Origin of the sequence: Citrifermentans bremense, from assembly GCF_014218275.1 — a bacterium.
In the GTDB taxonomy this organism is placed as follows: Bacteria; Desulfobacterota; Desulfuromonadia; order Geobacterales; family Geobacteraceae; genus Geomonas; species Geomonas pelophila.
The window spans coordinates 1,130,146-1,151,699 of the sequence record NZ_AP023213.1 but is presented as its reverse complement, the minus strand read 5'-3'; the positions used below and the strand labels follow the sequence as shown (position 1 = coordinate 1,151,699).

General features: G+C 57.1%; 21 protein-coding genes and 1 tRNA gene. 6 read left to right on the top strand and 16 right to left on the bottom strand.

The window, feature by feature from the left end:
• Positions 1-9 precede the first annotated feature (9 nt).
• Positions 10-2,094: an elongation factor G gene (gene fusA / locus GEOBRER4_RS04985; protein ID WP_185245285.1), complete on the bottom strand. Its 2,085-nt coding sequence runs from the start codon at positions 2,092-2,094 to the stop codon at positions 10-12.
• A 342-nt stretch (positions 2,095-2,436) separates the two neighbouring features.
• Between fusA and GEOBRER4_RS04980 the strand changes: the two genes are divergently transcribed.
• Positions 2,437-2,892 carry a BON domain-containing protein gene (locus tag GEOBRER4_RS04980; RefSeq protein WP_185244481.1) on the top strand — a complete coding sequence of 152 codons (456 nt, stop codon included), beginning with the start codon at positions 2,437-2,439 and terminating at the stop codon, positions 2,890-2,892.
• Between the two features lie 449 nt (positions 2,893-3,341).
• Here the strand turns inward: GEOBRER4_RS04980 and GEOBRER4_RS04975 are convergent, their stop codons facing one another.
• Positions 3,342-3,644 (bottom strand): YkgJ family cysteine cluster protein, encoded by a 303-nt coding sequence (locus GEOBRER4_RS04975; protein ID WP_185244480.1) that lies wholly within the window; start codon positions 3,642-3,644, stop codon positions 3,342-3,344.
• 262 nt (positions 3,645-3,906) lie between these two features.
• Here GEOBRER4_RS04975 and GEOBRER4_RS04970 point away from each other — a divergent pair, with 262 nt between their 5' ends.
• Together GEOBRER4_RS04970 and GEOBRER4_RS04965 are read left to right on the top strand one after the other, a co-directional pair.
• Positions 3,907-4,341 carry a pyridoxamine 5'-phosphate oxidase family protein gene (locus GEOBRER4_RS04970; protein ID WP_085813561.1) on the top strand — a complete coding sequence of 145 codons (435 nt, stop codon included), beginning with the start codon at positions 3,907-3,909 and terminating at the stop codon, positions 4,339-4,341.
• 293 nt (positions 4,342-4,634) lie between these two features.
• Positions 4,635-5,483, top strand: coding sequence for a DUF3943 domain-containing protein (locus tag GEOBRER4_RS04965; protein WP_185244479.1), 849 nt, complete (start codon positions 4,635-4,637; stop codon positions 5,481-5,483).
• A 44-nt stretch (positions 5,484-5,527) separates the two neighbouring features.
• Here GEOBRER4_RS04965 and GEOBRER4_RS04960 read toward each other — a convergent pair whose 3' ends face one another.
• The 7 genes from GEOBRER4_RS04960 to GEOBRER4_RS04930 form a co-directional block, all read right to left on the bottom strand.
• A complete protein-coding gene (locus tag GEOBRER4_RS04960) occupies positions 5,528-6,079 on the bottom strand; it encodes a dihydrofolate reductase family protein (protein ID WP_185244478.1) in 552 nt (183 codons plus the stop codon).
• A gap of 1,141 nt (positions 6,080-7,220) precedes the next feature.
• Positions 7,221-7,550: a hypothetical protein gene (locus tag GEOBRER4_RS04955; protein ID WP_185244477.1), complete on the bottom strand. Its 330-nt coding sequence runs from the start codon at positions 7,548-7,550 to the stop codon at positions 7,221-7,223.
• Between the two features lie 279 nt (positions 7,551-7,829).
• On the bottom strand, positions 7,830-8,066 hold the full coding sequence (locus GEOBRER4_RS04950) for a hypothetical protein (protein ID WP_185244476.1): 237 nt from the start codon (positions 8,064-8,066) through the stop codon (positions 7,830-7,832).
• An 8-nt stretch (positions 8,067-8,074) separates the two neighbouring features.
• Positions 8,075-8,470, bottom strand: a complete 396-nt coding sequence (locus GEOBRER4_RS04945; protein WP_185244475.1) for a hypothetical protein — start codon at positions 8,468-8,470, stop codon at positions 8,075-8,077.
• A gap of 190 nt (positions 8,471-8,660) precedes the next feature.
• Positions 8,661-9,413 carry a hypothetical protein gene (locus GEOBRER4_RS04940; protein ID WP_185244474.1) on the bottom strand — a complete coding sequence of 251 codons (753 nt, stop codon included), beginning with the start codon at positions 9,411-9,413 and terminating at the stop codon, positions 8,661-8,663.
• Positions 9,414-9,528: 115 nt separating this feature from the next.
• The gene (locus GEOBRER4_RS04935; protein ID WP_185244473.1) at positions 9,529-10,332 is read right to left on the bottom strand and encodes a DUF2971 domain-containing protein; all 804 of its coding nucleotides are present in this window, start codon (positions 10,330-10,332) and stop codon (positions 9,529-9,531) included.
• 170 nt (positions 10,333-10,502) lie between these two features.
• Positions 10,503-10,853, bottom strand: coding sequence for a hypothetical protein (locus GEOBRER4_RS04930; RefSeq protein WP_226377889.1), 351 nt, complete (start codon positions 10,851-10,853; stop codon positions 10,503-10,505).
• A 246-nt stretch (positions 10,854-11,099) separates the two neighbouring features.
• On the opposite strand from GEOBRER4_RS04930, the gene mobF reads away from it, so the two are divergent.
• Together mobF and GEOBRER4_RS04920 are read left to right on the top strand one after the other, a co-directional pair.
• Complete coding sequence (mobF, locus tag GEOBRER4_RS04925; RefSeq protein WP_185244472.1) at positions 11,100-14,288, top strand: MobF family relaxase; 3,189 nt, start codon at positions 11,100-11,102, stop codon at positions 14,286-14,288.
• Positions 14,289-14,592: 304 nt separating this feature from the next.
• A complete protein-coding gene (locus GEOBRER4_RS04920; protein WP_185244471.1) occupies positions 14,593-14,979 on the top strand; it encodes a DUF6290 family protein in 387 nt (128 codons plus the stop codon).
• A gap of 242 nt (positions 14,980-15,221) precedes the next feature.
• Here the strand turns inward: GEOBRER4_RS04920 and GEOBRER4_RS04915 are convergent, their stop codons facing one another.
• Complete coding sequence (locus tag GEOBRER4_RS04915; RefSeq protein WP_185244470.1) at positions 15,222-15,923, bottom strand: hypothetical protein; 702 nt, start codon at positions 15,921-15,923, stop codon at positions 15,222-15,224.
• The gene (locus tag GEOBRER4_RS04910; protein ID WP_185244469.1) at positions 15,920-16,432 is read right to left on the bottom strand and encodes a hypothetical protein; all 513 of its coding nucleotides are present in this window, start codon (positions 16,430-16,432) and stop codon (positions 15,920-15,922) included. Before GEOBRER4_RS04910 ends, GEOBRER4_RS04915 begins: the two co-directional genes overlap by 4 nt.
• Positions 16,433-16,663: 231 nt before the next feature.
• Here GEOBRER4_RS04910 and GEOBRER4_RS04905 point away from each other — a divergent pair, with 231 nt between their 5' ends.
• Positions 16,664-16,942, top strand: coding sequence for a helix-turn-helix transcriptional regulator (locus GEOBRER4_RS04905; RefSeq protein WP_185244468.1), 279 nt, complete (start codon positions 16,664-16,666; stop codon positions 16,940-16,942).
• Between the two features lie 73 nt (positions 16,943-17,015).
• Here the strand turns inward: GEOBRER4_RS04905 and GEOBRER4_RS04900 are convergent, their stop codons facing one another.
• The 5 genes from GEOBRER4_RS04900 to GEOBRER4_RS04880 all read right to left on the bottom strand — a co-directional run bounded on the left by GEOBRER4_RS04900 (position 17,016) and on the right by GEOBRER4_RS04880 (position 21,553).
• Entirely contained in the window at positions 17,016-18,260 is a 1,245-nt protein-coding gene (locus GEOBRER4_RS04900; protein WP_185244467.1) for a tyrosine-type recombinase/integrase, read from the bottom strand.
• A 181-nt stretch (positions 18,261-18,441) separates the two neighbouring features.
• Positions 18,442-18,528, bottom strand: a tRNA-Leu gene (locus GEOBRER4_RS04895).
• A gap of 18 nt (positions 18,529-18,546) precedes the next feature.
• Positions 18,547-18,828 (bottom strand): integration host factor subunit beta, encoded by a 282-nt coding sequence (locus tag GEOBRER4_RS04890; protein WP_085813564.1) that lies wholly within the window; start codon positions 18,826-18,828, stop codon positions 18,547-18,549.
• Positions 18,829-18,878: 50 nt separating this feature from the next.
• Positions 18,879-20,633, bottom strand: coding sequence for a 30S ribosomal protein S1 (locus tag GEOBRER4_RS04885; RefSeq protein ID WP_185244466.1), 1,755 nt, complete (start codon positions 20,631-20,633; stop codon positions 18,879-18,881).
• A gap of 68 nt (positions 20,634-20,701) precedes the next feature.
• Complete coding sequence (locus GEOBRER4_RS04880) at positions 20,702-21,553, bottom strand: 4-hydroxy-3-methylbut-2-enyl diphosphate reductase (protein ID WP_185244465.1); 852 nt, start codon at positions 21,551-21,553, stop codon at positions 20,702-20,704.
• Position 21,554: the final 1 nt, after the last annotated feature.

Sequence of the window (21,554 nt, the reverse complement as noted above, 5' to 3'; positions counted from 1 at the left end):
GCGAAGCGCTCAGCTGTGGAAACTACCTCTAAGCCCGAACTGCTCCTGCACCTGGAGAGGCGCCTCCTCGAACCCCTGGAACTCCATGGTATAGCTTCCTCTTCCCTTGCTCGCGCTTCTGAGCTCGGTCATGTAGCCGAACATCTCCGCCAGCGGCACCGTGGCCTTCACCAGCTCCAACTCCCCCCGCCGGTCCAGCCCCTCCACCCTCCCGCGCTTTTGCTGCAGCCCTCCCAGCACCTTTCCCAGGTACTCGGCCGGTGTCTCCAGTTCCAGTTTCATGATCGGTTCTAGCAGGTAAGGCTCCGCTTCCCGCGCCGCGAGCGCCAGGCCCCGTTGCGCCGCAGCCCTCAGCGTATTCTCGCCTGGCGCCGGCATCCCCGGATCAACCGGCAGCTCCAGCACCTGCACCTCCAGGTCGGTGAGCGCATACCCGGTCCGTCCGCCTCCCTGACATCCCTGCAGAAGGCTCTGTTCCAACGTCGCAAGCAGCTCCGCCGTTAAAGGCGGTTTCGGCTCCGGCAGGACGATGCGTATCCCGCTTCCGCGTGACAGGGGGACCAGGCGCAGCAGGATCTCCGCCCTCTCCGGACGCTTCTCGGTCAGGGCCTGAAACACCTCGCGCCGCTCGACCTCGCGTCTTAGCGCCTCACGGAACACCACCCGCGGTCTCCCCGTCTTCACCTGCACCCCGTACTCGCGGCGCAGCCGGTCTATGATCACCTCCAGATGCAGTTCCCCCATCCCGGTCAGTATGGTCTGTCCCGTCTCCTGGTCCTCGTGCACCCGGAAGGTCGGGTCCTCCCACTGGAAGTACTCCAGGGAAGTGAGAAGCCCGGCCCGGTCCTCAATCCCCTTGGCCTCCACTGCGATCGACACCACCGGTTCGGGAATGGTCATCCCTTCGAGGACCAGCGGATGCGCCTGATCGCAAAGGGTGTCGCCGGTGAGGGTCGACTGGCAGCCGGTGACGGCGACGATGTCCCCCGCTGTCGCCTCGGCTACCTCCTCGCGTTTGTGTGCGTGCATGTGGAACAGGTGCCGGACCCGCTCGGTGTTCCCCCGGGTAGCGTTGAGAAGCGATGCCCCGGCCTTGACGGTGCCGCTGTAGATGCGCAGGTAGGTAAGCCGCCGCCCCTCCTCCGCCATCACCTTGAAAGCGAACGCGGCCAAGGGACGCCCCGGATCGCACAGGACCGGCTCAGGGTCACCGCCGCCGGGCTTGCGGGCCACCAGCGACGCTACCTCGATGGGCGAGGGAAGATAGAGGCATACGGCATCCAGCACCGGCTGCACCCCCTTGTTCCTTAGGGCAGAGCCGAAGAGGACGGGAAAGATCTGGCAGGAAAGGGTCCCCTGCCGCAGCGCCTCTTTCAGCAGCGCCGTCTCCACCTTCTTACCCTCCAGGAAAGCCGCCATCACCCGGTCGTCGAAATCCGCAGCCACCTCCGTCAACTCAAGCCGCGCTTCACGCACCGCCTCGACGGCGTCCTGCGGCACCTCCCCCCTCACCACCGTCCTTCCCTGGTCCTGCTCGGAGAAGGTCAAAAATTCCTCGGAAAGGAGGTCGATCACCCCGGAGAAGGAAGCTTCGGCGCCGACGGGAAGCTGCAGCAGCACCGGCCTGGCCCCAAGACGCTGCCCCATCTGTGACAGGACGTTGCTGTAATCGGCCCCCATGCGATCCATCTTGTTGATGAGACAGACGCGCGGGACACGGTAGCGGTCCGCCTGGCGCCACACCAGTTCGCTTTGCGGCTGTACCCCCTCGACCGCACTGAAGATGGCGACAGCCCCGTCCAGAACGCGCACGCTTCGCTCCACCTCGATGGTGAAGTCGATGTGCCCCGGGGTGTCGATCAGGTTGAGCCGGTAATCTCCCCAGCGGCAGGACGTTGCGCTGGCGGTGATGGTTATGCCGCGCTCCTGCTCCTGCGGCATCCAGTCCATGACCGCCTGGCCGTCATGCACCTCCCCCATCTTGTGCGTCTCCCCGCTGTAGAAGAGGATACGCTCCGTAACGGTGGTTTTTCCTGCGTCGATGTGGGAAATGATCCCGATGTTGCGGGTATGGGAAACGTCGATGGATGAAATAACCTTCTCCTTTCTCGATGTAGCAAGACTCCAAGAAAAGTCCAATGATATCCAACCCTCCGCCGAAGTCAAAACTGGTTCAGCGAAAGCAAGCTACCTCTGACGCCGCTTTTGCTGACACAGCCACAGGTTTCAGCAGCTGAAGGCGAACGAATTCCAGCCGCAAGCGGTAACCTGAGCTATTGACAAAGACAGATATCGTATTAGCTTCTTCTTATCTTTCTACCCCTGCAGTCATCCCACCGCAGGAAACAGAGATAAACACTCAGGTTACGGCAAAGCCAAACAGCAAGATCACAAGGGAGCAATCCCTATCAACCGGAGAAGGAGGCAAACCAAGACATGAAAAAGGTAAACCTGCTGTTCGTTCTCGCACTGTCAGCCGCTGTTCTTATCAGTGCACCGCCCTTAGCCACAGCCGCCCAGGATTCCACCGCCACAAAGGCTGACAACGCGAAAAAGAAAAAGGAAGAGAACAAGGGAGTCACGGCCGAGCAGCAGAAGGAAAGCAAGTCCGACCGGGAGACCACCAGGAAGATAAGAAGGGCGGTGGTAAAGGATAAATCGCTTTCCATCAGGGCCCACAACGTAAAGATCGTGACCACCGATGGCAAGGTCACGCTGAAGGGACCGGTTAAAACTGAAACGGAGAAAACGACCATCGAGAAGATCGCCGAGGGGATCGCAGGCAAGGGGAACATTACCAACGAGCTCGAAGTCCCGCAGCCGGCTGATAAAGGCAAAGACAAGGAAAAGTCCAAGAGCGACAAGAAGAAAGAGATGGAGAAAGGGAAGTAGACGTTCCAGGGAATGGGCACCCCTTCCTTTAGGTTCAAACGATCAAAAAAGGCTAGACCGCTCGAAGCGGTTTAGCCTTTTCTGTAGCTAGTGTCCCCGTTCCTCATCTTTTACGTTTTTGCTTTTGCGCCAGGTACGCCTCCCATTGCTCCTTGATCTCGTCCGGTGCATAACGCTGAAAAAAGCGCGGGAAGCACCTGGCAATGATCTTGTCCTGCCAGGTAAAGGTGGTAATCCACCGCTGCGCCGGATCTGGTCTGGGAGGTGTTTTCATGCCCCTATTGTACCTTCAGGGCGGATAAAAACTATCGCACATGGATCAAGCGGAAAACACGGAGAACGGCAGATTGAACCTGAAGAGAATCACATCTTAGAGATGTAAGGCTTTCACGGATAGTTTGATCTGCTGTTATCGTTTTTGTTTCCGTGTCATCCGCGTGCGACTTGGTTTAATCGCTGCGGCAGATGAAACGCCGGCAGATCTCCGGCCGCTGCTCGTAGATGCCGCACCTGTTGTCGACCAGGAACTCGCAGCCGTTTTCGATGATCAATTTGTGCGGACCGTAGAGGGAGAAATGAAGGCGGGTCGCACCCAGCCTCTCCAGAAGCTGATACTCGCCCCAAGAGAGGTCGACATTGGGAAAGGAGCGGCAACACAAGGCTGCACAGACGGTGCAGCAGGAAGGGGCGTCCAATGGATGATCCAGCAGCAGCCCATGTCTTTTGTCATTGACTCGTCTATGAAATAGCATCGTCTGGCCTCCCTTGTGCAAAAGCAGCAACAAAACGAGACGCGGCAGAGTCAGAGGTACAGAAATCCTACTGCCGTATACACAAAGCTGTCAAGATGAAGGTTGTAACAGTCAGGATTCACGGGTAGTATGGCCGATTCAACCACACCAGCTTGCGTGACGGAGATTAGTTGTATATATTCACTTGGCGGTGAAGCAAAGATCAAGTTCCTCCCAGCGGCGAAGAAGCCCGTGCGCAGGAACTTCAGATAAGGAGGCAGCTATGAAAGTAGAGATGAATAAGCAACAGATTTTGGAGTTCCTGAACGCCAACCCTATTTTCCACATGGCGACCGTTGACGGCGACACCCCTCACGTGCGTGGGATGCTTCTGTTCAGGGCGGACGACGAAGGCATCGTGTTCAATACCGGGAAGATCAAGGACCTGTACCGGCAGCTGAGCGTGAACCCCAAAGTGGAGATGTGTTTCACCAATGGGATCTTCGAGAACCTGATCCAGGTGAGGGTGACCGGGACAGTCGAGGCGCTGGAGGACCTGGAACTGAAGAAGGAGATCGTGCAGAAGCGTGATTTCCTGAAGCCGTGGATAGACAAGGTGGGATACGAGCAGCTGGCCGTGTACAGGTTGAGAAACGGCGTGGCGACCATCTGGACCATGGCGACCAACACCGAGCCCAAAGAGTTCATCCAGCTGTAATTACAGAGAGTACAACGGGTAACGAAATGGCCGCCATAGAGCGGCCTTTTTATTGCCGGCTAGCACCTTCCACCACCGTTCGCTCTCCCCTTTGCAAAACCGTGGAGCCAGGGTCATGTTCCCTCGAAGACGCGGAAGAGCACCGAGGGAGAATTGTCAGGCATCCGGGGTGAAGCGGCGGTATAATGAAGAACGCCGACAGATGCTGTCAATCCTTTTCCGACGCAATACAACTGGATCTGGGTCAATTCAAGTAGCACCTGCGGGAGTTTCTCCAGAACTGAGAGGCATACATGCTCCCCGATGCGGTAATTGCTTCATATAGTACACGGTTTAGGCAGCTCCAGCTTTTTCTTCTGATTATCACCTTTATCGTGATGGCTGGAACATCTCAAGCCACAGAGCTTCCTGTGGGTATTTATCTCCCCTCCCCTGTTTCCACTGAAGTTCCTGTACCGGACCAAGTGCGCAGATCCTCCAGCGCATCGAGCGAGGGAGAAAGTGCAATCCAAGATACTACGGCGGCGATTCCACGGTCTTACAACAAGAGCAAGGACCAGGGCGGGCTCTGGCGCGATACCGGAATCATCGTCGGAGCACAGGTCGCGGCAATCGGAGTTCTTTATGTCATGCCTGAGAGCGTCTCGGGCTGGAGCCCCCAACAGAAGAAGAACAGCTTGAGGAACTACGAGCAGAACGTTAAGAACCCCGGGATAGATAAAGACAAGTTTTATCTCAACTACATCCTGCATCCATACTGGGGAGCGGCATATTACACGAGGGCAAGAGAGCGAGGGTTCGAAGAAGGTCAATCTTTCCTCTACTCGGCTGCGCTATCCACCCTATACGAATTCGGGGTTGAGTGCTTTTTCGAAAAACCCTCCATACAAGACATGTTCGTCACCCCAGTCGTAGGATCAGTGATAGGGAAGTACCTGTTCGAGCCGGTACGTAAAAACATCAGGCAAAAGGCAGAGCGCGACTGGTATGACGAAGCGTTGATGGTAGCCACCGACCCGATTGGAGTCTTGAGCAACAGCTTTGAGAAGATGTTCGGGATCAAGTCGCAGCTCGAAGTGAATTACACGGCCCCCGCCGGAAGCCCCAAAGTGGATGTAATGGTGAAATTCCAGCTGCGCTAGCTAAATCAGGGGCTCCTCAAGCACAGTCCCAACTACGCATGATGCTATTTCCCTACCTCATACCGCAGTTCAACCATACCGGCCCCCATCTGGCGGACGGAAGTAAGGCGCAGGATCGGGCTCAGAACACGGCGCGGAAACAACTGCTTCCCTCGCCCCAGGGTGACAGAGCCTATCTGAACGATGAGTTCGTCCAGAAGCCCTGCATCATGAAACTGCCCCGCCAGGTCTCCGCCCCCGACAATCCAGATGTTTTTCGTCCCTGCCGCCGCACGCATTTCCTCGTGAACCTGGCGTACATCACCTTTGACGAACCTGATATCTGCGCCTTCGATTGCCGATAGTGTGCGACTGGTGAATACCCAGGCAGGCTGGGTGTAGGGCCAAGGCGATCCGGTCTCGGCGGCAACCGTGGCGGCATTGCGGATCATCCACTCGTAGGTGGCGGATCCCATTGCCAGTGCGCCAACCTCGGCAATGAATTCCGGATAGCTCGAGTCCTCCAGATTCGCAAGAGGAAACAGCCACTCCAACGAGTCGTCCTCTGTCGCAATAAATCCATCAAGACTAGATGCCGTATAATATTGGGTCTTCATAACCTAAATACCTCTCTGGGGGGATGGGCAGAAAACTGTCTATCCCCCTGCAACCCAACGTTGACTCCTTCCGACAACTGCCAACGCTGTGATGAGATGAAGTTGCCTGAACAATTTCTCTCGACACGAGGGCAAGAGGACGTCACCTCTGCAAATAAAATTGTACCAATGTACCTGAGGCCAAGGCATCGGTCAAATTATCTAATGATTTGAGGGGACCGTCATGCGAAGCGAGGCTGGTCATGTGCATCTAGCGCAAAAATTCGACAGTTTATCCAGGTTTGGCAATTCCTGTTCCGGGAAATGCAAAAGTTGCGTTGGGAATAGTAATTTCCGCTCTGCGAAATACAAAAGTTACTCAGAAAATGCCAATTCCGCTCTGGAAAATGCAAAAGTTGCTTTGGTAATGGCAATTTCCGCTGAGGGAAATACAAAAGTTACTCGGGAAATGCCAACTCCGCTCCGGGAAATGCAAAAGGTGCTCTGGAAATTGCAATTTCAGCTCCGGGAATTACCAAAGTTGCTCGGAGAATGCCAACTCTGCTTCGGGAATTGCAAAAGTTGCTTTGGGAATGGCAATTTCTGCTCCGGGTAATACCAAAGTTGCACCGGAAATGACAGCTCCCGCTTGGGAAATGCAAAAGTTGATGAGGGGAAATATTTCTGGAGCTCGGGAATGCAATTCCCCTCCCGAGAAATGCATACCCACTGGATAATAGGAAGAGCTGTAAAGCGGGTTGTGCAAGTGGCACCGGGTTTAGCCGCAAACAGCAAAAAGGGCCACGCTATCGCGTGGCCCTTTTTTATCGGACTTCAATCTTCTGCTGTTTTCGTGGTGCCCGGAGCCGGGGTCAAATCGTAGACTTATATATATGATATTGTTATATTTTTAAATTTGGGTATACGTAAAAAATATACCCAAAGTATACTAAAAAACAGTCGTTAGCAGGGTTCGACCCCGATTCACCGGTTATAGGCGCCCTTTGCCAACGGCGGAAGTTGACCGGCCGGTTTTGATCCGGTCCAACTCCTTGGTTGGAATTTACCCCTTATGCCTCCAATCGACATTAATAAGTTACATAAATTACCAGCGGCAAGCCTTCTTGTCTGCGTCCCCGCTAAGGCCGCCACCCCCCCCTCACTATATGTTGTTGCTTATCTCTGCAACCTGCTTGAGTTTGTTAGTTAGACTTTGAATTTTATCTTTGTCCTCTCCTCTAGTCTTTTCAAGTTCGCTCAAGCGATTAATTTCGCTGACAATTGCCTCGAAATACATTTCCGGCATTTCGATACTTCCGAATTGCTTATGACATTTGATACACCTCTTTATGCGAACGCGGTAATTTGGCATGAATACAGGGAAATTATTATCAGGGATACACGTAAGGTTACCAGGATCCCGTTGAGTTTGTTCAACTTCATGGCCGCCATAGTGTCCACACTCTGGGCATTGCAGTTCAAGAGCACTCATCTACTTTCCTCCTACCTGGGCTCGAAATCAACCTTGTTGAGTTGGTTGACTTGCTGGGTAACGCTTGCGTGACCGGCGTAGCGCTCAACTCAATCCTACCCTTCCAACTCTCATCGGTCGCGGAGTCCGTCTTCGCGCTTTGTTGGCGCTTGCAGTTTCTTCAACTCTCTTGGCTGATCTCGGCCTTTCACCAGCTTCCATCAACTGAATCAGCCGAGTCTTACCGCAAAATTTATATCCTGATCAAGAACTAGTTTCCTCAGCCCCTTTAGCACCGGTCTACTTCACTTTACTTTTGGTCAGCATGGCCTTTGCGACTCCTCCGGCTTTCCTGGCTTCGCGGATAATGGTTTCTACCGCTTCATCAATCTCCCTATCTGTTTGCAGTAGTGGCGATATCATGATGCCTGTCTCGCAGTTGCCCATGTACCCGGTCAGCTTCAACTGCACAACGGTCGGGCCTGGTAATTCCGGCGTGCCCTTGGACACGGTAATCGCGCTTATCTCGGCTGGCATGTGACCTCCTATTTTTGCTGCGGGCAGCTGTAGATATTGGCCCGGACATAGCTTGCGGTGGTTTCGATGAGCTGGTAATTTGTCGCCCCCATTTTCACGCCGAGCGCCTTCATTTCCTCGAAATCTTTACCTCGCACCTCGCCCATCGCGGTACAGTTTGCAAATGGATTTCTTTGCTGATATTCGATCTGCCTGTTGCGCTCACTGATTGCCTCCTGTTCCTGCCTTTTAAGCTCTATTACCGCTCGAAGGTTCATCTCGTCATACGCTCGCTGGCTGTCGATGACGCTTTGCATCTGTTGGGGAGTCAGGCCCATGTAATCGCTAGGTCCCAGGGCAAAGGCCTTAACACCTACAGCCACTGTAAGCAACGCGACGGTTACCGGTAGAATATGTTTACGCATACTCCCTCCCATGCACAATAAAATCAAAGGGTAAAGCTACAAAGGTCCGATGGGTTCTGCCAACGTGGTGGAAGTTGACCGGCAGGGTTTTCGGCCGGTCCAACTTTCTGGTTGGGAACTTCCTTTTTAAAGTCCATAGTCCGGTTTGGCCCCCACGGGGACCAGTCACTGGAGCTTTCCGCCTTATAAATCACCTTGTTGCTATAGATTTAATCTGGTCGTTCTGCATGAAAACAAGTTTTTGTGAAGAATAGGTGAAAAAGGTAACTTTGTCGTAGCTTCTAAGTATGTTGGCTTTTATCTTTGGAGAGGTGGCGTCCTTAAGAGTTATTTCATACTTGTATTCCTTTGCCTCAATTTCGCTTCTTGCGTTTGTGTAACCAGAGGTAATGAAATATATAAGTATGTTTGCGGAAAGCATTGCACCAATATAGACACCATCCGAATATTTACCCTTTTTTATAAAAATTTCTGAGAAAATAGCCGCAATATACTGAATCACATAAAACAATATCCATGCCAATGATGAAATAAAGAAATAGTTTGGTACTTTTATAAGATAGAGGATAATAGAGACAATGGTAGAGAGTACAATTAGTGATATCGGTACTACATGCAGGTTTCGCTTTTTATACGATACAGGCTCAATACTGTTATCTGAGGCAGAGCTAACCTTGCTTGGCTTTTCCTTAGCTTTCAATACCAAAATAGTTAAAAAGGCAGATGCTATCATAGCAATGGCTATAGGTAGCCACATAAAACAAGCCTTTAAATGATCACTCATAGCTGTGGGAATCTTAGGGATTGGAATTCCAGCTCCCAGTCTGTAATAGCCAAATTCGTATAACACGGAGAGCAGCACACTCATGGCTGAAGTTACAGCAACAAGGCTACCAATATTGCTAATCAATTTTGAATTATATTCTGCAGGCTCTTTTGCCATAATATCCTCGAACCAATGCTACATAGCGCTCCGCCGTTACATTTCTCGCTTATTCGTCTTTAAATCAACGACTGGAAGATCACCTGATGTTTTTTGGTCAGGTGCATCTTTCTGGTTATACCAACCCCATCTCTTTCGCTTTTACATGGGGGGTATAGTCCACCTTTGCGAATTCCACTTTAAATTCCGACTTACTGAGATGGCCTCGCCAGAACTCGACTTGGGGATTCTGGCCCTGGATTATGAGACATAGTATTTCCATCATTTCATCTTCGATGTTAGGTCCAAAATAAATACCTTTCAGAGCCTCCGGAGGGTATATGTAAGAAGTTCCAGCTTTTTGGTGAATGAGTCGCCACTCTTGTTCGTACTGCCAGTTTATGGACTTTGTGCAATATAATTTTGCCATATGATCAAAGTCTTTCTCAATCAAACATGCCGCAACATCCAGGCGTGGAAGTTCTGGACTGTAGTTGACTTGCATCAACTTGTTGAACATCTCGAAGCCCGTCCTAAACTCTAGACAGAAGCCGCGATAGCATCCACCGTAATGCGCCCACATCAGTAAATCATCTTTTTTTTCGGAGAAACATGATACGCCGCGAAGGTCTAGAAACTGCTGCACGGTGTGGTCTATCGCTGATTTGCTTGCTTTAGACAACATCGCCTTCAGCCCATCTTTACTCGCTGAAAGAAACTGTTTCTTCACCGGGTCCGGCACATCTTCCTGTTCGACGTAGAATGAAACCAACCTCTCCAAGTCCCCATCTGATATCTCTTTCATCACAGTATGTAGCGCACAGTCAAAAGGATCATTGAACGAGAGCGGCGAAGCCATATAAATCGCTTGGGCTTTCAAATTTTTAAGACTATATGTATTCACGCTTTCATACTTGTAAACGTAGTCAGGTATTGCCATCTTTCCCTCCCGCATAACATTGTTATTGACCGGTTAGAAAAGTTACCTATATAGGTTACCGGTTACCTATATAAGGTACTTGCTACCTATATAGGTAACAAGTATTGGTTCCCTATATAAGCAACTTTTGTGTTAGAAACATTCTCTACATCTTCTCATTGAAGAGGCTACTACTCCTTCAGGATCCTCGCTTCCAACTCCGTCCCCTGGACGGAACAAAACGGAACACGCCAGACCTTCTCAACCGGGTCCCACCTGCCTCCTACGGCTTTCAGTTTGGCGCGGAGAGCCTTTTCCGCGTATCCCACACGCAAAGCAATCATGTCCCCATCCCCATGCTCAGGGGGAAAGGGCCAGGCCTTCTCCTCCACGATGATCTCGACGGTCTTCAGCCTGACCCGTCGGACCTTATCGTACCGGTAACGCACACACACCAGCGACTGACCGTATTCCGCTACCAGCCGTTTGGTCCCCTTCTGCCCCGGTTTCAGATGGGTCTGCGTCTTCATGTTCTTGAGCAAGAACCCTCCTATGGGGCTGCTCGAACGGTCGCCCCGCACCTTAACACGCATGGTTAGTCCCAATCAATGTAATATTTCTCGTTGAAATATTAGCATCTTGCAATAGTCTGTGAAGGGCTGGAAGCGAGGAAAAGCCGTAGTTCGTCTACCAGAGCAGCTTGTCCAACGGTATGCCGAGGTCAAGGAACCGAAGAGCCCACTCGTTTTTAAACCGCAGAATGATAAAGCCGCCACGGGAGCAAGGCCATGATGACCCTATCCAGAGGGATGACAGCAGGGCACGCGGGAGGGTACTTCTCCAGGGAGGACTACTACCTGGGGGGAGCCGAAGAACCCGGAGCGAGCCTTTGGTGCGGCAAGGGAGCCGAGGCGCTGGGGCTAACGGGGCCGGTCTCACCCGAGGATTTCCGGGCCGTTTGCCGGGGCGAGTCGCCGGGCGGGGGGACTTTGGTCGTTTCTGGGCACGGGAGGGACCCGAAGACCTCTGAGCTCATCGAAGTGCGGCGGGCGGGGAACGACGCCACCTTCTCCGCCCCCAAGTCGGTATCCATCGCCTACGTGGCTGGGGTGCAGGGGGTGAAGGAGGCCCATGACGCGGCGGTGCTCTCGGTGCTCGATCATATCGAGCAGCACTACTGCCACTACCGGCACGCCGGGAGGGCGGCAAGCGGCGAGCTGGTGGCGGCCAAGTTCGACCACGCCACGTCAAGGAGCGTAGACCCGCAGCTGCACTCGCACGTCTTCCTGGTGAACGCGGTGAGGACACCGGACGGAAGCTTCAGGGCCAATACGACCGACCTCTTTTTCAAGAACCAGAAGTTGCTCGGCCGCCTGTACCGGCAGGCGCTCTCCCGCGAGCTCGCGGACCGGGGGTTCCAGGTGACGGTGAAGGACCGCTCCGAAATGTACATCGAGCTGAAGGGGGTAGATCCCGCGCTAATAGACCACTTCTCTACCAGGCGCAAGCAGATCGACAGGCAGGTGGAAGAGTGGCAGGCAGAGGGGCTCTTTGCCGGGGTGCCCCATGCCCGGCTTTACGAGATGGCGGCGCTGGAGACCCGCGACCCGAAGCGCGCCATCACGAAGGAGGAGCTGGCCCGGTACTTCAGGCAGGGCTTCGAGGTCTGCGGCGCCTCGATGGACGGCGTACGGCTCGACCTGGAGCAGGAGCACGGAACCGCTGTGCAGCGGGAGGTGTCTGATGCCTCGAGGGCCGTGGCATTGGCGGTCCGGGACCTGACCGAGCGGGAGGCGGTGGTCGACCGGGCCAAGCTTCTGGACCAGGCGGTGCGCATCTCGGGTGGGGAGCATGCGCTAGCGGAGCTGGATGCCGCCATCGACGGCGGGACCGAAGGCGTGTTCAAGGTCGGCCGCGACGCGTTTGGCCGGGAGTTCTACAGCACCAAGGAGATGATGGAGCTCGAGGCCAGGAACCTGGAACGGATCAGGGCCCTCCCCTCTTTCCAGAGCAGCACCTCCCCCCCAGACCTCAACTGGTTCCTTGAGCGGGTTGCAGAAGAGGAGGGCCGGACGTTCACGGCCGGGCAGACAGCCGAGCTCTACAACGAGTTGACCGGGAAGCATGGGATGACCTTTTCACTCGGCGATCCGGGCACCGCGAAGACCTCGACCTTGGAACTCGTGGAGCGTTACAACGAAGAGGTGCTGCGCCACTTCTGTCAGGAGCACCTCTCCATCAACTTAGCCTACACCGGCAAGGCCGCCCGAGAATTATCGCTTGCCACCGGCAGACCCGCCTGCACCATCCACAGTTTCGAAAACGCCAATCCGGCTTCCAAATTTGACCTACAGAGGCAAAACGGGGAGCCGCCCATGGTAACGGTAAGGGGTGAGAAGATTTTCATCCCCACTGAGCCTGGGACGCAGGTGGTGATTCGTGTGGACGAGGCGGGCTTTCTGGGGGCGAGGCAGACGGCGCGGCTCCTCGACGTGGTGGAGGAACTGCAGAAAAGTGGCGCCTGGGTGAAGCTGCACCTTCTGGGGGACGCGAAGCAGATGCAGGGGATCCAGGCGGGGAACCTGCTCGCCCCCTTGAGGGAGCTGGGGGAGAGGGGGGAGATCGACTACGCTCACCTGACCGAGATTTTAAGGCAGAGGGACCCGGGGCTGTTGCAGATCGCGCGCGGCTTGAACCGGGAGGACCGCCTCTTGGCCCAGAACGCGCGCGAGGCGCTAGGTCTTCTGGAAAAAAGGCGCGAGCTGGTCGAGTTGCCCGAGCCTGGGGCGCTGCGAGATGCGGTGGTTAAGCATTACCTGGAAGAAAGCCGCAAGCCCTCGCAGCTTCCCGAGCGGGAGGCGGCGGGGGAGTCTCGGCAGGTGCTCCTTCTCACCACCACCAACGCGGCGCGCAGGGAGCTAAACCTGGAGATCCGGCAGGCGCGTGTCCTCTCCGGCGAGATCGCCGAGGGAAACTCCTTCCCTGTGCTCGCCCCGGTGCGCCAGGGGGTTACGGTGGAAGGGTACCAGATAGGCGACTCGGTGCTCTTTACCGGGACGAGGCGCGCGGACGGGCAGATGGAGCGTTGGGGAGCGCGGCTGAACACCGAGGCTAAGGTGACCGGCATCGACCGGGAGCGGAACCTGGTCCAGGTGACCTACTCCTTCCACACCAAAAAGCGCGGCGGGCGGGATCTCTCCCGCACCGTGACCAAACAGTTCTCCGCCGCCGAGATGGCGGGGAAGACCATGCTGTACCGGGAAGAGGAGCGCAATTTCGCCGTGGGAGACCGCGTCGTGCTCTTGAAGAACGATGCGAAGCTCGACCTGCAGAACGGGGCCATGGGGGTGATCGGGGAACTGGATGAAAGGGGTCGCGCCCTCGTCGACCTGGGGGACCGGAAGGTGGAGCTCGACCTCGCCCGCTACCGGCACCTGGACCATGCCTACGCGGTCACCGTGCACAAGAGCCAGGGGAGCACCGTGGAGCACTCGATCCTGTACGCGCCGGTCCACCCTAGACGGGAGGAGACCCTCCCCTCCGGGGCCGAGCTCCCCTCTCCGGAGCAGTACGGCAAAGCGAGCTTCAACGCGCTCAACGTCTCCCTGACCCGCGCCCAGTTCGGCACCCGCGTCTTCACCAACTCGGTCGAGGGACTCACACGCTCGGTGGAAACGGTGGACGAGAAGACCACCACCCTCGCCGGGGAGAGCTACCGGGAGAAGCTTACGGAAAAGGGGCGCCCGGTTCAGGAAACGGTTCGGCAGCTGGGGGACAAGATCGGGGAGCTGGAGCAAATCGTGCGCGGCCCGAAGGCGGCTCACGTGCGAAGTCAGGCGGAGAAGGATTTCGCCTCAATGTCAAAGCCCCTCCAGATACCGGGACCGGCACGGGTAGTAACGCCGGTTCCCAAGGGTCCGGAACGCGAGCTGGAGCTTACCCTCCCCAGGGGGTTCGACCGCGGGTTCGAGAAGTGAGTTCTTGGCGTCGAAGAGGCGTAGCGCGCGCCCTTCGCGGATGTTGAAAACCACAAGGCGGGCCTCGCTTCGCTCGTCAGACGTTTTTTCTTTCACACCTCATGCAGCCCCGCTATCGGGGGCTAAAATGTCCGACATCGGCAAGCCTCGTCTTTCCAGCCTGTTGCGCGGTGGCGCGCGGTATCACGCTCGCCCCCAGAGGCGCCGTAAAAGAGGCCTAAGCCTTCGGAATGACAACTGGACCGGCCGGGGCCGAAATGTCGCACGGGCGCCGGACAAAAATAAGGGGGCTGGCGGACGGCCTATGGACAGGATTTCGCTGCGACTTTCAGAGGAAGAAAAGGAGCTTTTGCGGCGCCAGGCCGAGGAGGCAGGAGTGAGCGTTTCCGAGCTGATCCGGGACCGGCTTTTCCCCCGGCAGCTCTCCGGGACACCTGCCACCTTCGGCCAAGTTTCAGGGCTCGCCGAGAAGGTCGCCATGCTTTCTGCAGCGGTGGAAAAGCTGTCCGAAAAGGCGGTAAATGATGATCCCGGCGAGCCGGTTTCGGAGTCGAAGGTGGAGATCCGCCTGGAGGAAATCGGGGTGGTGCTCAGGGGCCTGTCCGAGCATGTGGCCGGGCTCAGGGAGACTCTGTCAAAGCGGGAAAGCTCGTCTGCAGGTTGGACTTCCTGGCTCTCGCGAAACCGGTAGCGAGGCGATCTTTAGGACCGAAGCAGCCGGCGGGGAAACGCCGGCAGCTTCATGCGGCCCCAGCCCGTTCTGCGAGGTACGGCTGCTCCGTCCCCCTTCGAACCGGCCCTGCTTTTCGCGGGGAGTCCCCCGCCCCCCTCCCCTCATTTCGCCCTTTCGGTTCTGCTTCGGGACCTTGGAGCAGATGCGGAAAGTTCCGGATGCGCCGGCACCTTTTCTTGCTCAGAGAGCAGGGCTACCCCTCACAACCGGGCTATAGCGTTGATCCTTTCCAGTAGGATCGGGACTCTCCGCTGGCTGGCCATATCGGGCAGCAGGTGGCCGGGAAGGGCGTCGAGAAAGGAGCGGTGACTCAGGAACCTTGCGAACTCTCCCGCCAGGAATTCCTTTACATCCTCAGGGGCGGAGGCTACTTCTTCCACGATTTCCGGCCTCCCGTCCAGGAGGGTGACGATGTCCTCCATGTCGTGGCTCGCGTAGAAGTCCCACCTCCCCCGGTTGCGGAAAGCCTCGATCTTTGTGGCGAGAAAATAAGGGGCGGTGACCACCCGGATGGTCATGTCATCGCCTATGCTTTCCGTGGTTGCGTGCACCAGGGCGTCGGGGTACCACTGGTTGCTGAAGCCCAGGATCTCCTCGTTGGTGGGCATGACATCGAGGGCGATCCCCTCCACCTGCCACCGGCAAAGCGGCGCCCCCTCCTGGATATCCTCTGCGAAACCGGCGCTGCGAAGGTCCTCCGACAAGCGGTAGTAATCTCCTCTGGTGGCGATCTCGACGATCACGTCGACGTCCATGGTTATGCGCACGTCTGGGGCGGCGCTGTCGGTGATGAGCAGTGCCGTGGCGGCGCCGCCCAGGAACACCACCCGTTCCCGGATTTGGCCCAGGCGAAAGGCGACCCGGCGGATCATGGCGAGGTTGGTTTCGACGGTTCTTTTCATTGTGGAGTCAGCCTCCTGGTCAGTTCCTGCACGGCGAGTTCGCGTTCCCGAGCCTTGCCGTCGCGGACCGCGTCCACCAGGGCGAGCAGTTGGTATAGGGCGTCGTCTATAATGGCGGCCTGGGGGACGGAACGGTACAAGGGAGTGAATTCGTACCCCCTGACGCCCCCCTCCGGGCAGGGCCAGACAGGCGGCGGATCGTCCGATTGGGCGATCAGGCGGTTGAGGGGCGGGGCTGCGTACCCGGTCGGCACCCCGCGAGTGGGCGCGCCGCTCTTAGCAGGAAAGGCATATTTTACGCCATGGATCAGGAACTCCAGCAAGGACCTCAGGATGGGGACCTTTCTGTGCGGGTCGTAAAGCCTCGCGGCTGCGGCGCGCTGGATGCCGCCGTGCACCTCGGACGGGCTCATGGCCAGTTCGGTGGCGACGGAACTGAAGGACCAGGGGCGCTCGTCCAGGACAACGAGCTTAAGAAGGATGAAGATGTCTTGAGGTTTGAGGTTCATGCCGTATATTCTATTCGCGATTCGCGAATTGTGCAAGAAATTGTTCTCATGCTGCGGTGTACCTGCCTTGAACAGCGGCGTGTACTGTCCCAGGCCACATGAAAGGCAGAGGGATTGGCCGGTGCAATGATAACAGAGCTTTAAGATTGGCACACTCTAAGCTACTGTCCACCTGGCACCGGAAGCAGCCGCTGCCTCCCGCCTAACGAGAGGGAAACAGAGGAGGTCGCCATGAACTCAAGAAATGAGCTGCCCGGCGACGGGTACGTGAGGCTCCACCAGATCATCGGACAAAGGGAAATAACCGAGGAGCAGGCTGCAGCGAACAGGAAGGCAGGCCGGGGGCCAAGAGTGGCGAGGCCTGCCATCACCCCGCTTTTTCCCATCAGTCGCGCCGGCTGGTATGCCGGCATCAAGAAGGGGATCTATCCACCACCGGTGAAGCTCTCGGAGCGGATAGCGGCCTGGCCTGTCGACTCCATCAGGGCTCTCCTCGACCGGCACGCGTAGCGATAAGCTCGCCACCGCGCAGGAGCGGCGGAGATGTGGACACTGAGGGAGCAAGTATTACCTTCGGAACCCGTCACGCTCCGCCGCTCTCGGTTGCCTTTTTGAAGGGGAGCACCTTCGCGCCGGTTTTCAGCCCGTCGAGGTAGTCGGCCCAGGTCTGCATCATCTTGCGCCGTTCTGCGAGATGGCTGGTCCTGTTGTAGGCGCGTCCTAGCGGGTCTTTCACCTGGTGGGCGAGCTGGTGTTCGATCAACTCGGGACGGACCTGCAGCACCTCGTCCAGGATGGTACGCGCCATGGCCCTGAACCCGTGCCCGGTGATCTCGGACTTCTCGAAACCAAGGCGGCGCAGGCCGGCGTTGACCGAATTCTCGGACATGCAACGCTGCGTCGAGCGCGTGCAGGGAAAGACGTACTTGCCGTGACCCGTCAGCTGGTGCAGCCCCCTCAGGATCTCGACCGCCTGTTGCGGCAGGGGAACCAGATGGGGGTGCCCCATCTTCATCTTCGCGCCGGGGATGTTCCACTCGGCGGCCTCGAGATCGATCTCGGACCATTCGGCGTGGCGCAACTCCCCGGGGCGGACGAAGAGCAAGGGGGCCAGCTGCATGGCGCACTTCACCACGTAGGAGCCCTTGAAATCGTCTATTGCGCGCAGAAGCGGCGCCACCTCCTTGGGGTCCGTCGGGGCGGCGAAGTTCTTGTTTTTCACCGGAGGGAGCGCCCCTTTAAGGTCGGCCACCGGGTCCCGGTCGGCGCGTCCCTCGGCGACAGCGTAGCGGAAGACCTGGCCGCAGGCGATCTTGACCCTGAAGGCGGTTTCCAGCGAGCGCGCCTCGATCCGGCGCAGGACGGTCAGCATCTCGGGAGCCTTGATCTCGCCTATCGGCCTTGCCCCGATCCAGGGAAAGACATCCTGCTCCAGGCGCCGCAATATCTGCTCGGCGTGCTTTTCGGACCACTGGGAGTGGAACCGTGCGTGCCAGTCCCGCGCCACGGTCTCGAAGGTGTTTCCGGCCTGGGCGATCTTATCCGCCTCCTCGGCCTTTCTCGCCTCGACCGGATCGATCCCTTCGGAGAGAAAGTTTCGAAGCGTGGTCCGCTTGGTCCTCGCTTGCGCGAGGGAAAGCTCAGGGTAGCTCCCCAGGGAGAGTAGCTTGTCCTTGCCGGCGAACCGGTATTTGAACCGCCACAGCTTGCCGCCGGCGGGGCTGATGAGGACGAAGAGCCCCCCGCCATCGAAAAGGGTGGTCGGTTTGCCTTTGGGTTTCGCCCTGCTTATCTGCAGATCGGTTAAAGGTACGATACGCTTTGGCATTTTGGGTATATCTCCTGTTTTGGGTATATGCTGTGATCCCGAGATCGCGCATATACCCAAAAATATACCCAAAAAACTTTGCTTGGGGTAGATTTTGTTGGACCCCGTCGGACTTCAAAAAAGAAAAAGCCCTGATTTTTCAGGGCTTTTTCACTTTATTATATTCTGTTGTACTTACTACTGGTGCCCGGAGCCGGGGTCGAACCGGCACGTCCTTTCAGACGAGGGATTTTAAGTCCCTTGCGTCTACCAATTCCGCCATCCGGGCCGATTCCCGCTTTTACTGCTACAGGTTGTTCACCCGCTCCCTAAGATCCTTGCCGGTCTTGAAAAACGGGGTCTTCTTGGACGGGATGCTGACGATCTCGCCGCTCTTCGGGTTCCTTGCCTCACGCGGCTCGCGATCCCTGATGGTGAAGCTCCCAAAACCGCGGATCTCTACCTTGTCTCCGCTGGTGAGCGCCTCGCTCATGGCGTCGAACACCATGGAAACGACGGCCTCGGAGTCCTTGCGGGTCAGCACGCCACGTACTTCAACCAGCTTGTCGATCAGTTCGCTCTTAGTCATTTACATACCTCAGTTACTATTAAATTAATCAGTCGGCGAAGTGACTGGTTCTATTCCTCGGTGCTCTTCTTCAGCTTCTCTTTCAGCAGGTCGCCGAAGCTGGAGGTCGCCTCACCCTGGCTCCCCATGTAGGAGGCCATCTCCGCTTTCTCCATGGCGGTCTGCAGCGCCTTGATGGAGAGGGCGATCTTCTTCTCGACCATGTCCACGTTCAGCACTACTGCTTCGAGCTCGTCGCCCACGTTGGCGAAGTCCTTCGGAGAAGCGACCTTCTCGTAGGAGATCTCGGAAACGTGGATCAGCCCCTCGATACCTTCTTCGATCTCGACGAAGATGCCGAAGTCGGTCACGGAGGTGACGCGCCCTTTGACCTTGGAGCCCGGACGGTACTTCCTGGGGATCTCTTCCCACGGATCGGCTGCCAGCTGCTTGATGCCCAGGGAGAGACGCTCGTTCTCGACGTCGATGTTGAGAACGACTGCCTGCACGGTCTGCCCCTTGGTGAACATCTCGCCCGGATGCTTGACGCGGCGGGTCCAGGAGATGTCGGAGACATGCACCAGGCCGTCGATGCCGTCTTCGATGCCGATGAAGACGCCGAAGTCGGTGATGTTCTTGATCTGCCCTTCGATCTTGGTGCCGACCGGGTAACGCTCCCCGATCACGGTCCAGGGGTTGATCTCGGTCTGCTTGAGGCCCAGGGAGATCCTGCGGTTGCCCGGATCGACGCCCAGGATGACCGCTTCGACTTCCTCACCAACCTTGAGGATTTCGGACGGGTGACGCACTCTCCTGGTCCAGGACATCTCGGACACGTGCACCAGGCCTTCGATGCCGTCTTCCAGGGAGATGAATGCGCCGTAATCGGTCAGGCTCACGACTTTGCCGCGGACCCTCTCGCCTTCCTTGTAGCGGTCGCCGACGTTGAGCCAGGGATCGGGCACGGTCTGCTTGAGGCCCAGGGAGATCTTCCCTTTCTCGCGGTCGTACTTGAGGACCATCACCTTGAGGGTGTCGCCCACTTTGACCATCTCGGAGGGGTGGCCAAGACGGCCCCAGGACATGTCGGTCACGTGCAGCAGGCCGTCCACGCCGCCCAGGTCGACGAATGCGCCGTACTCGGCGATGTTCTTGACCACGCCGTCGGCGATGTCGCCTTCCTTCAGGGTCGCCAGGGTCTCGGTCCTTGCCTTCTCGCGCTCCTCCTCGAGCAGCACGCGACGGGAAAGAACCAGGTTGCCGCGCTTCCTGTTCAGCTTCAGGATCCTGAACTGGTAGGTCTGGCCTACGAAGCGGTCCATGTTGCCGCCGGGACGCAGGTCAACCTGCGATGCCGGCAGGAATGCCTCGACGCCGACGTCGACGGTCATGCCGCCTTTCACCTTGCCGGTGATCTTCCCTTCGATGACGCCACCCTCGCCGGCTGCGGCGATGGTCTCCCAGGCAACCTGGGAATCGGCTTTCTTCTTGGAGAGGACCATGTGGCCGCGGATGTTCTCGCCGCGCTCGAAGTAAACGTTCACTTCGTCACCGACCTTCACGTTCAGCTCGCCGTTCTCGTCGATGAACTCGGCGATGCGGATTGCGCCTTCGGACTTGTACCCGACGTCCACCAGCACCACGTCCTGCTCGATCTGAACCACGACGGCCTTGACTACCTCGCCACTCTGCGGCTGCCTCAGACTGTCCTGGAAAAGGTCGGCAAACTCACCACCCATTTCGGCCTGATCCAGCTCCTCGTCATTATCGTGTAACCGCCTGATAGGCATATCTTTTTTCTTGAACGTCCGTTTTTCTTCACCCATTGAAACGTGTACCCCCTCGTGTAATCTCCATATAAAATCGAGCTAATTTAGCACATTGTCGACAAAAATCAACTTATTTTATCTTTATCAATCGCCGAAATACGATTGATCACTTCGTCGATGATCCACTTCGGAGTGGAGGCCCCGGCCGTGACTCCGACCTTCTCGACTCCCTCGAACCACTGCGCGTCGATCTGGCAGGCGGTCTCGACGTGGTGGGTGCGCGGCAGAAGCTCCCTGCAGATCTGGGCGAGCCTCTTTGTGTTGGCGGAGTTGAAGCCGCCGATCACCACCATGCAGTCCACCGCGCCGGCAAGCTTCTTTGCCTCGTCCTGCCTGACGGCCGTGGCGTCGCAGATGGTGTTGTAGACCCGGGTCTCCCCTCCCCTGGCAAGACAGGCGGTCACGACGTCCTGCAGGTGCTCGAACGACTGGGTGGTCTGCGCCACGATGCCGATCTTCGACATGCGCGGCAGGCGCTCCACGTCTTTTCCGGAGCTGACCACGTAAACCCTTCCTGCAGCGTAGGAAACGATCCCCTGCACCTCGGGGTGCACCGCGTCCCCCACAACGACGATGTCGTACCCCTCCTTGGAAAGGGTCGCCACATGTTCCTGGGCTTTCTTCACGAAGGGGCAGGTGGCGTCCACCACCTCGAGGTTGGCACGTACCGCGGCCTCCAGCTCCTCGGCAGCGACACCGTGGGAGCGGATGATGATGGTGCCGCCGCTCTCCACCTCGCTCACGTTCTCGACCGGGATCACCCCCATCTCCTCGAGCCTTTGCACTACCTGCGGCGAATGGATGATGGGCCCGAGCGTGTAGGTTTCCCTTCCGATGTCGGCGGCTTCGAACGCGAGCTGGGTCGCCCTTTTCACGCCGAAGCAAAAGCCGGCATGCTTTGCCAGTATCACTTCCATG

Bases quoted from the DNA above. Each gene is read 5' to 3' on its own strand.
- GEOBRER4_RS04980 (WP_185244481.1), top strand. From the start codon at position 2,437: ATGAAAAAGGTAAACCTGCTGTTCGTTCTCGCACTGTCAGCCGCTGTT.
- GEOBRER4_RS04975 (WP_185244480.1), bottom strand. From the start codon at position 3,644: ATGCTATTTCATAGACGAGTCAATGACAAAAGACATGGGCTGCTGCTG.
- GEOBRER4_RS04970 (WP_085813561.1), top strand. From the start codon at position 3,907: ATGAAAGTAGAGATGAATAAGCAACAGATTTTGGAGTTCCTGAACGCC.
- GEOBRER4_RS04965 (WP_185244479.1), top strand. From the start codon at position 4,635: ATGCTCCCCGATGCGGTAATTGCTTCATATAGTACACGGTTTAGGCAG.
- GEOBRER4_RS04960 (WP_185244478.1), bottom strand. From the start codon at position 6,079: ATGAAGACCCAATATTATACGGCATCTAGTCTTGATGGATTTATTGCG.
- GEOBRER4_RS04955 (WP_185244477.1), bottom strand. From the start codon at position 7,550: ATGAGTGCTCTTGAACTGCAATGCCCAGAGTGTGGACACTATGGCGGC.
- GEOBRER4_RS04950 (WP_185244476.1), bottom strand. From the start codon at position 8,066: ATGCCAGCCGAGATAAGCGCGATTACCGTGTCCAAGGGCACGCCGGAA.
- GEOBRER4_RS04945 (WP_185244475.1), bottom strand. From the start codon at position 8,470: ATGCGTAAACATATTCTACCGGTAACCGTCGCGTTGCTTACAGTGGCT.
- GEOBRER4_RS04940 (WP_185244474.1), bottom strand. From the start codon at position 9,413: ATGGCAAAAGAGCCTGCAGAATATAATTCAAAATTGATTAGCAATATT.
- GEOBRER4_RS04935 (WP_185244473.1), bottom strand. From the start codon at position 10,332: ATGGCAATACCTGACTACGTTTACAAGTATGAAAGCGTGAATACATAT.
- mobF (WP_185244472.1), top strand. From the start codon at position 11,100: ATGATGACCCTATCCAGAGGGATGACAGCAGGGCACGCGGGAGGGTAC.
- GEOBRER4_RS04920 (WP_185244471.1), top strand. From the start codon at position 14,593: ATGGACAGGATTTCGCTGCGACTTTCAGAGGAAGAAAAGGAGCTTTTG.
- GEOBRER4_RS04915 (WP_185244470.1), bottom strand. From the start codon at position 15,923: ATGAAAAGAACCGTCGAAACCAACCTCGCCATGATCCGCCGGGTCGCC.
- GEOBRER4_RS04910 (WP_185244469.1), bottom strand. From the start codon at position 16,432: ATGAACCTCAAACCTCAAGACATCTTCATCCTTCTTAAGCTCGTTGTC.
- GEOBRER4_RS04905 (WP_185244468.1), top strand. From the start codon at position 16,664: ATGAACTCAAGAAATGAGCTGCCCGGCGACGGGTACGTGAGGCTCCAC.
- GEOBRER4_RS04900 (WP_185244467.1), bottom strand. From the start codon at position 18,260: ATGCCAAAGCGTATCGTACCTTTAACCGATCTGCAGATAAGCAGGGCG.
- GEOBRER4_RS04890 (WP_085813564.1), bottom strand. From the start codon at position 18,828: ATGACTAAGAGCGAACTGATCGACAAGCTGGTTGAAGTACGTGGCGTG.
- GEOBRER4_RS04885 (WP_185244466.1), bottom strand. From the start codon at position 20,633: ATGGGTGAAGAAAAACGGACGTTCAAGAAAAAAGATATGCCTATCAGG.
- GEOBRER4_RS04880 (WP_185244465.1), bottom strand. From the start codon at position 21,553: ATGGAAGTGATACTGGCAAAGCATGCCGGCTTTTGCTTCGGCGTGAAA.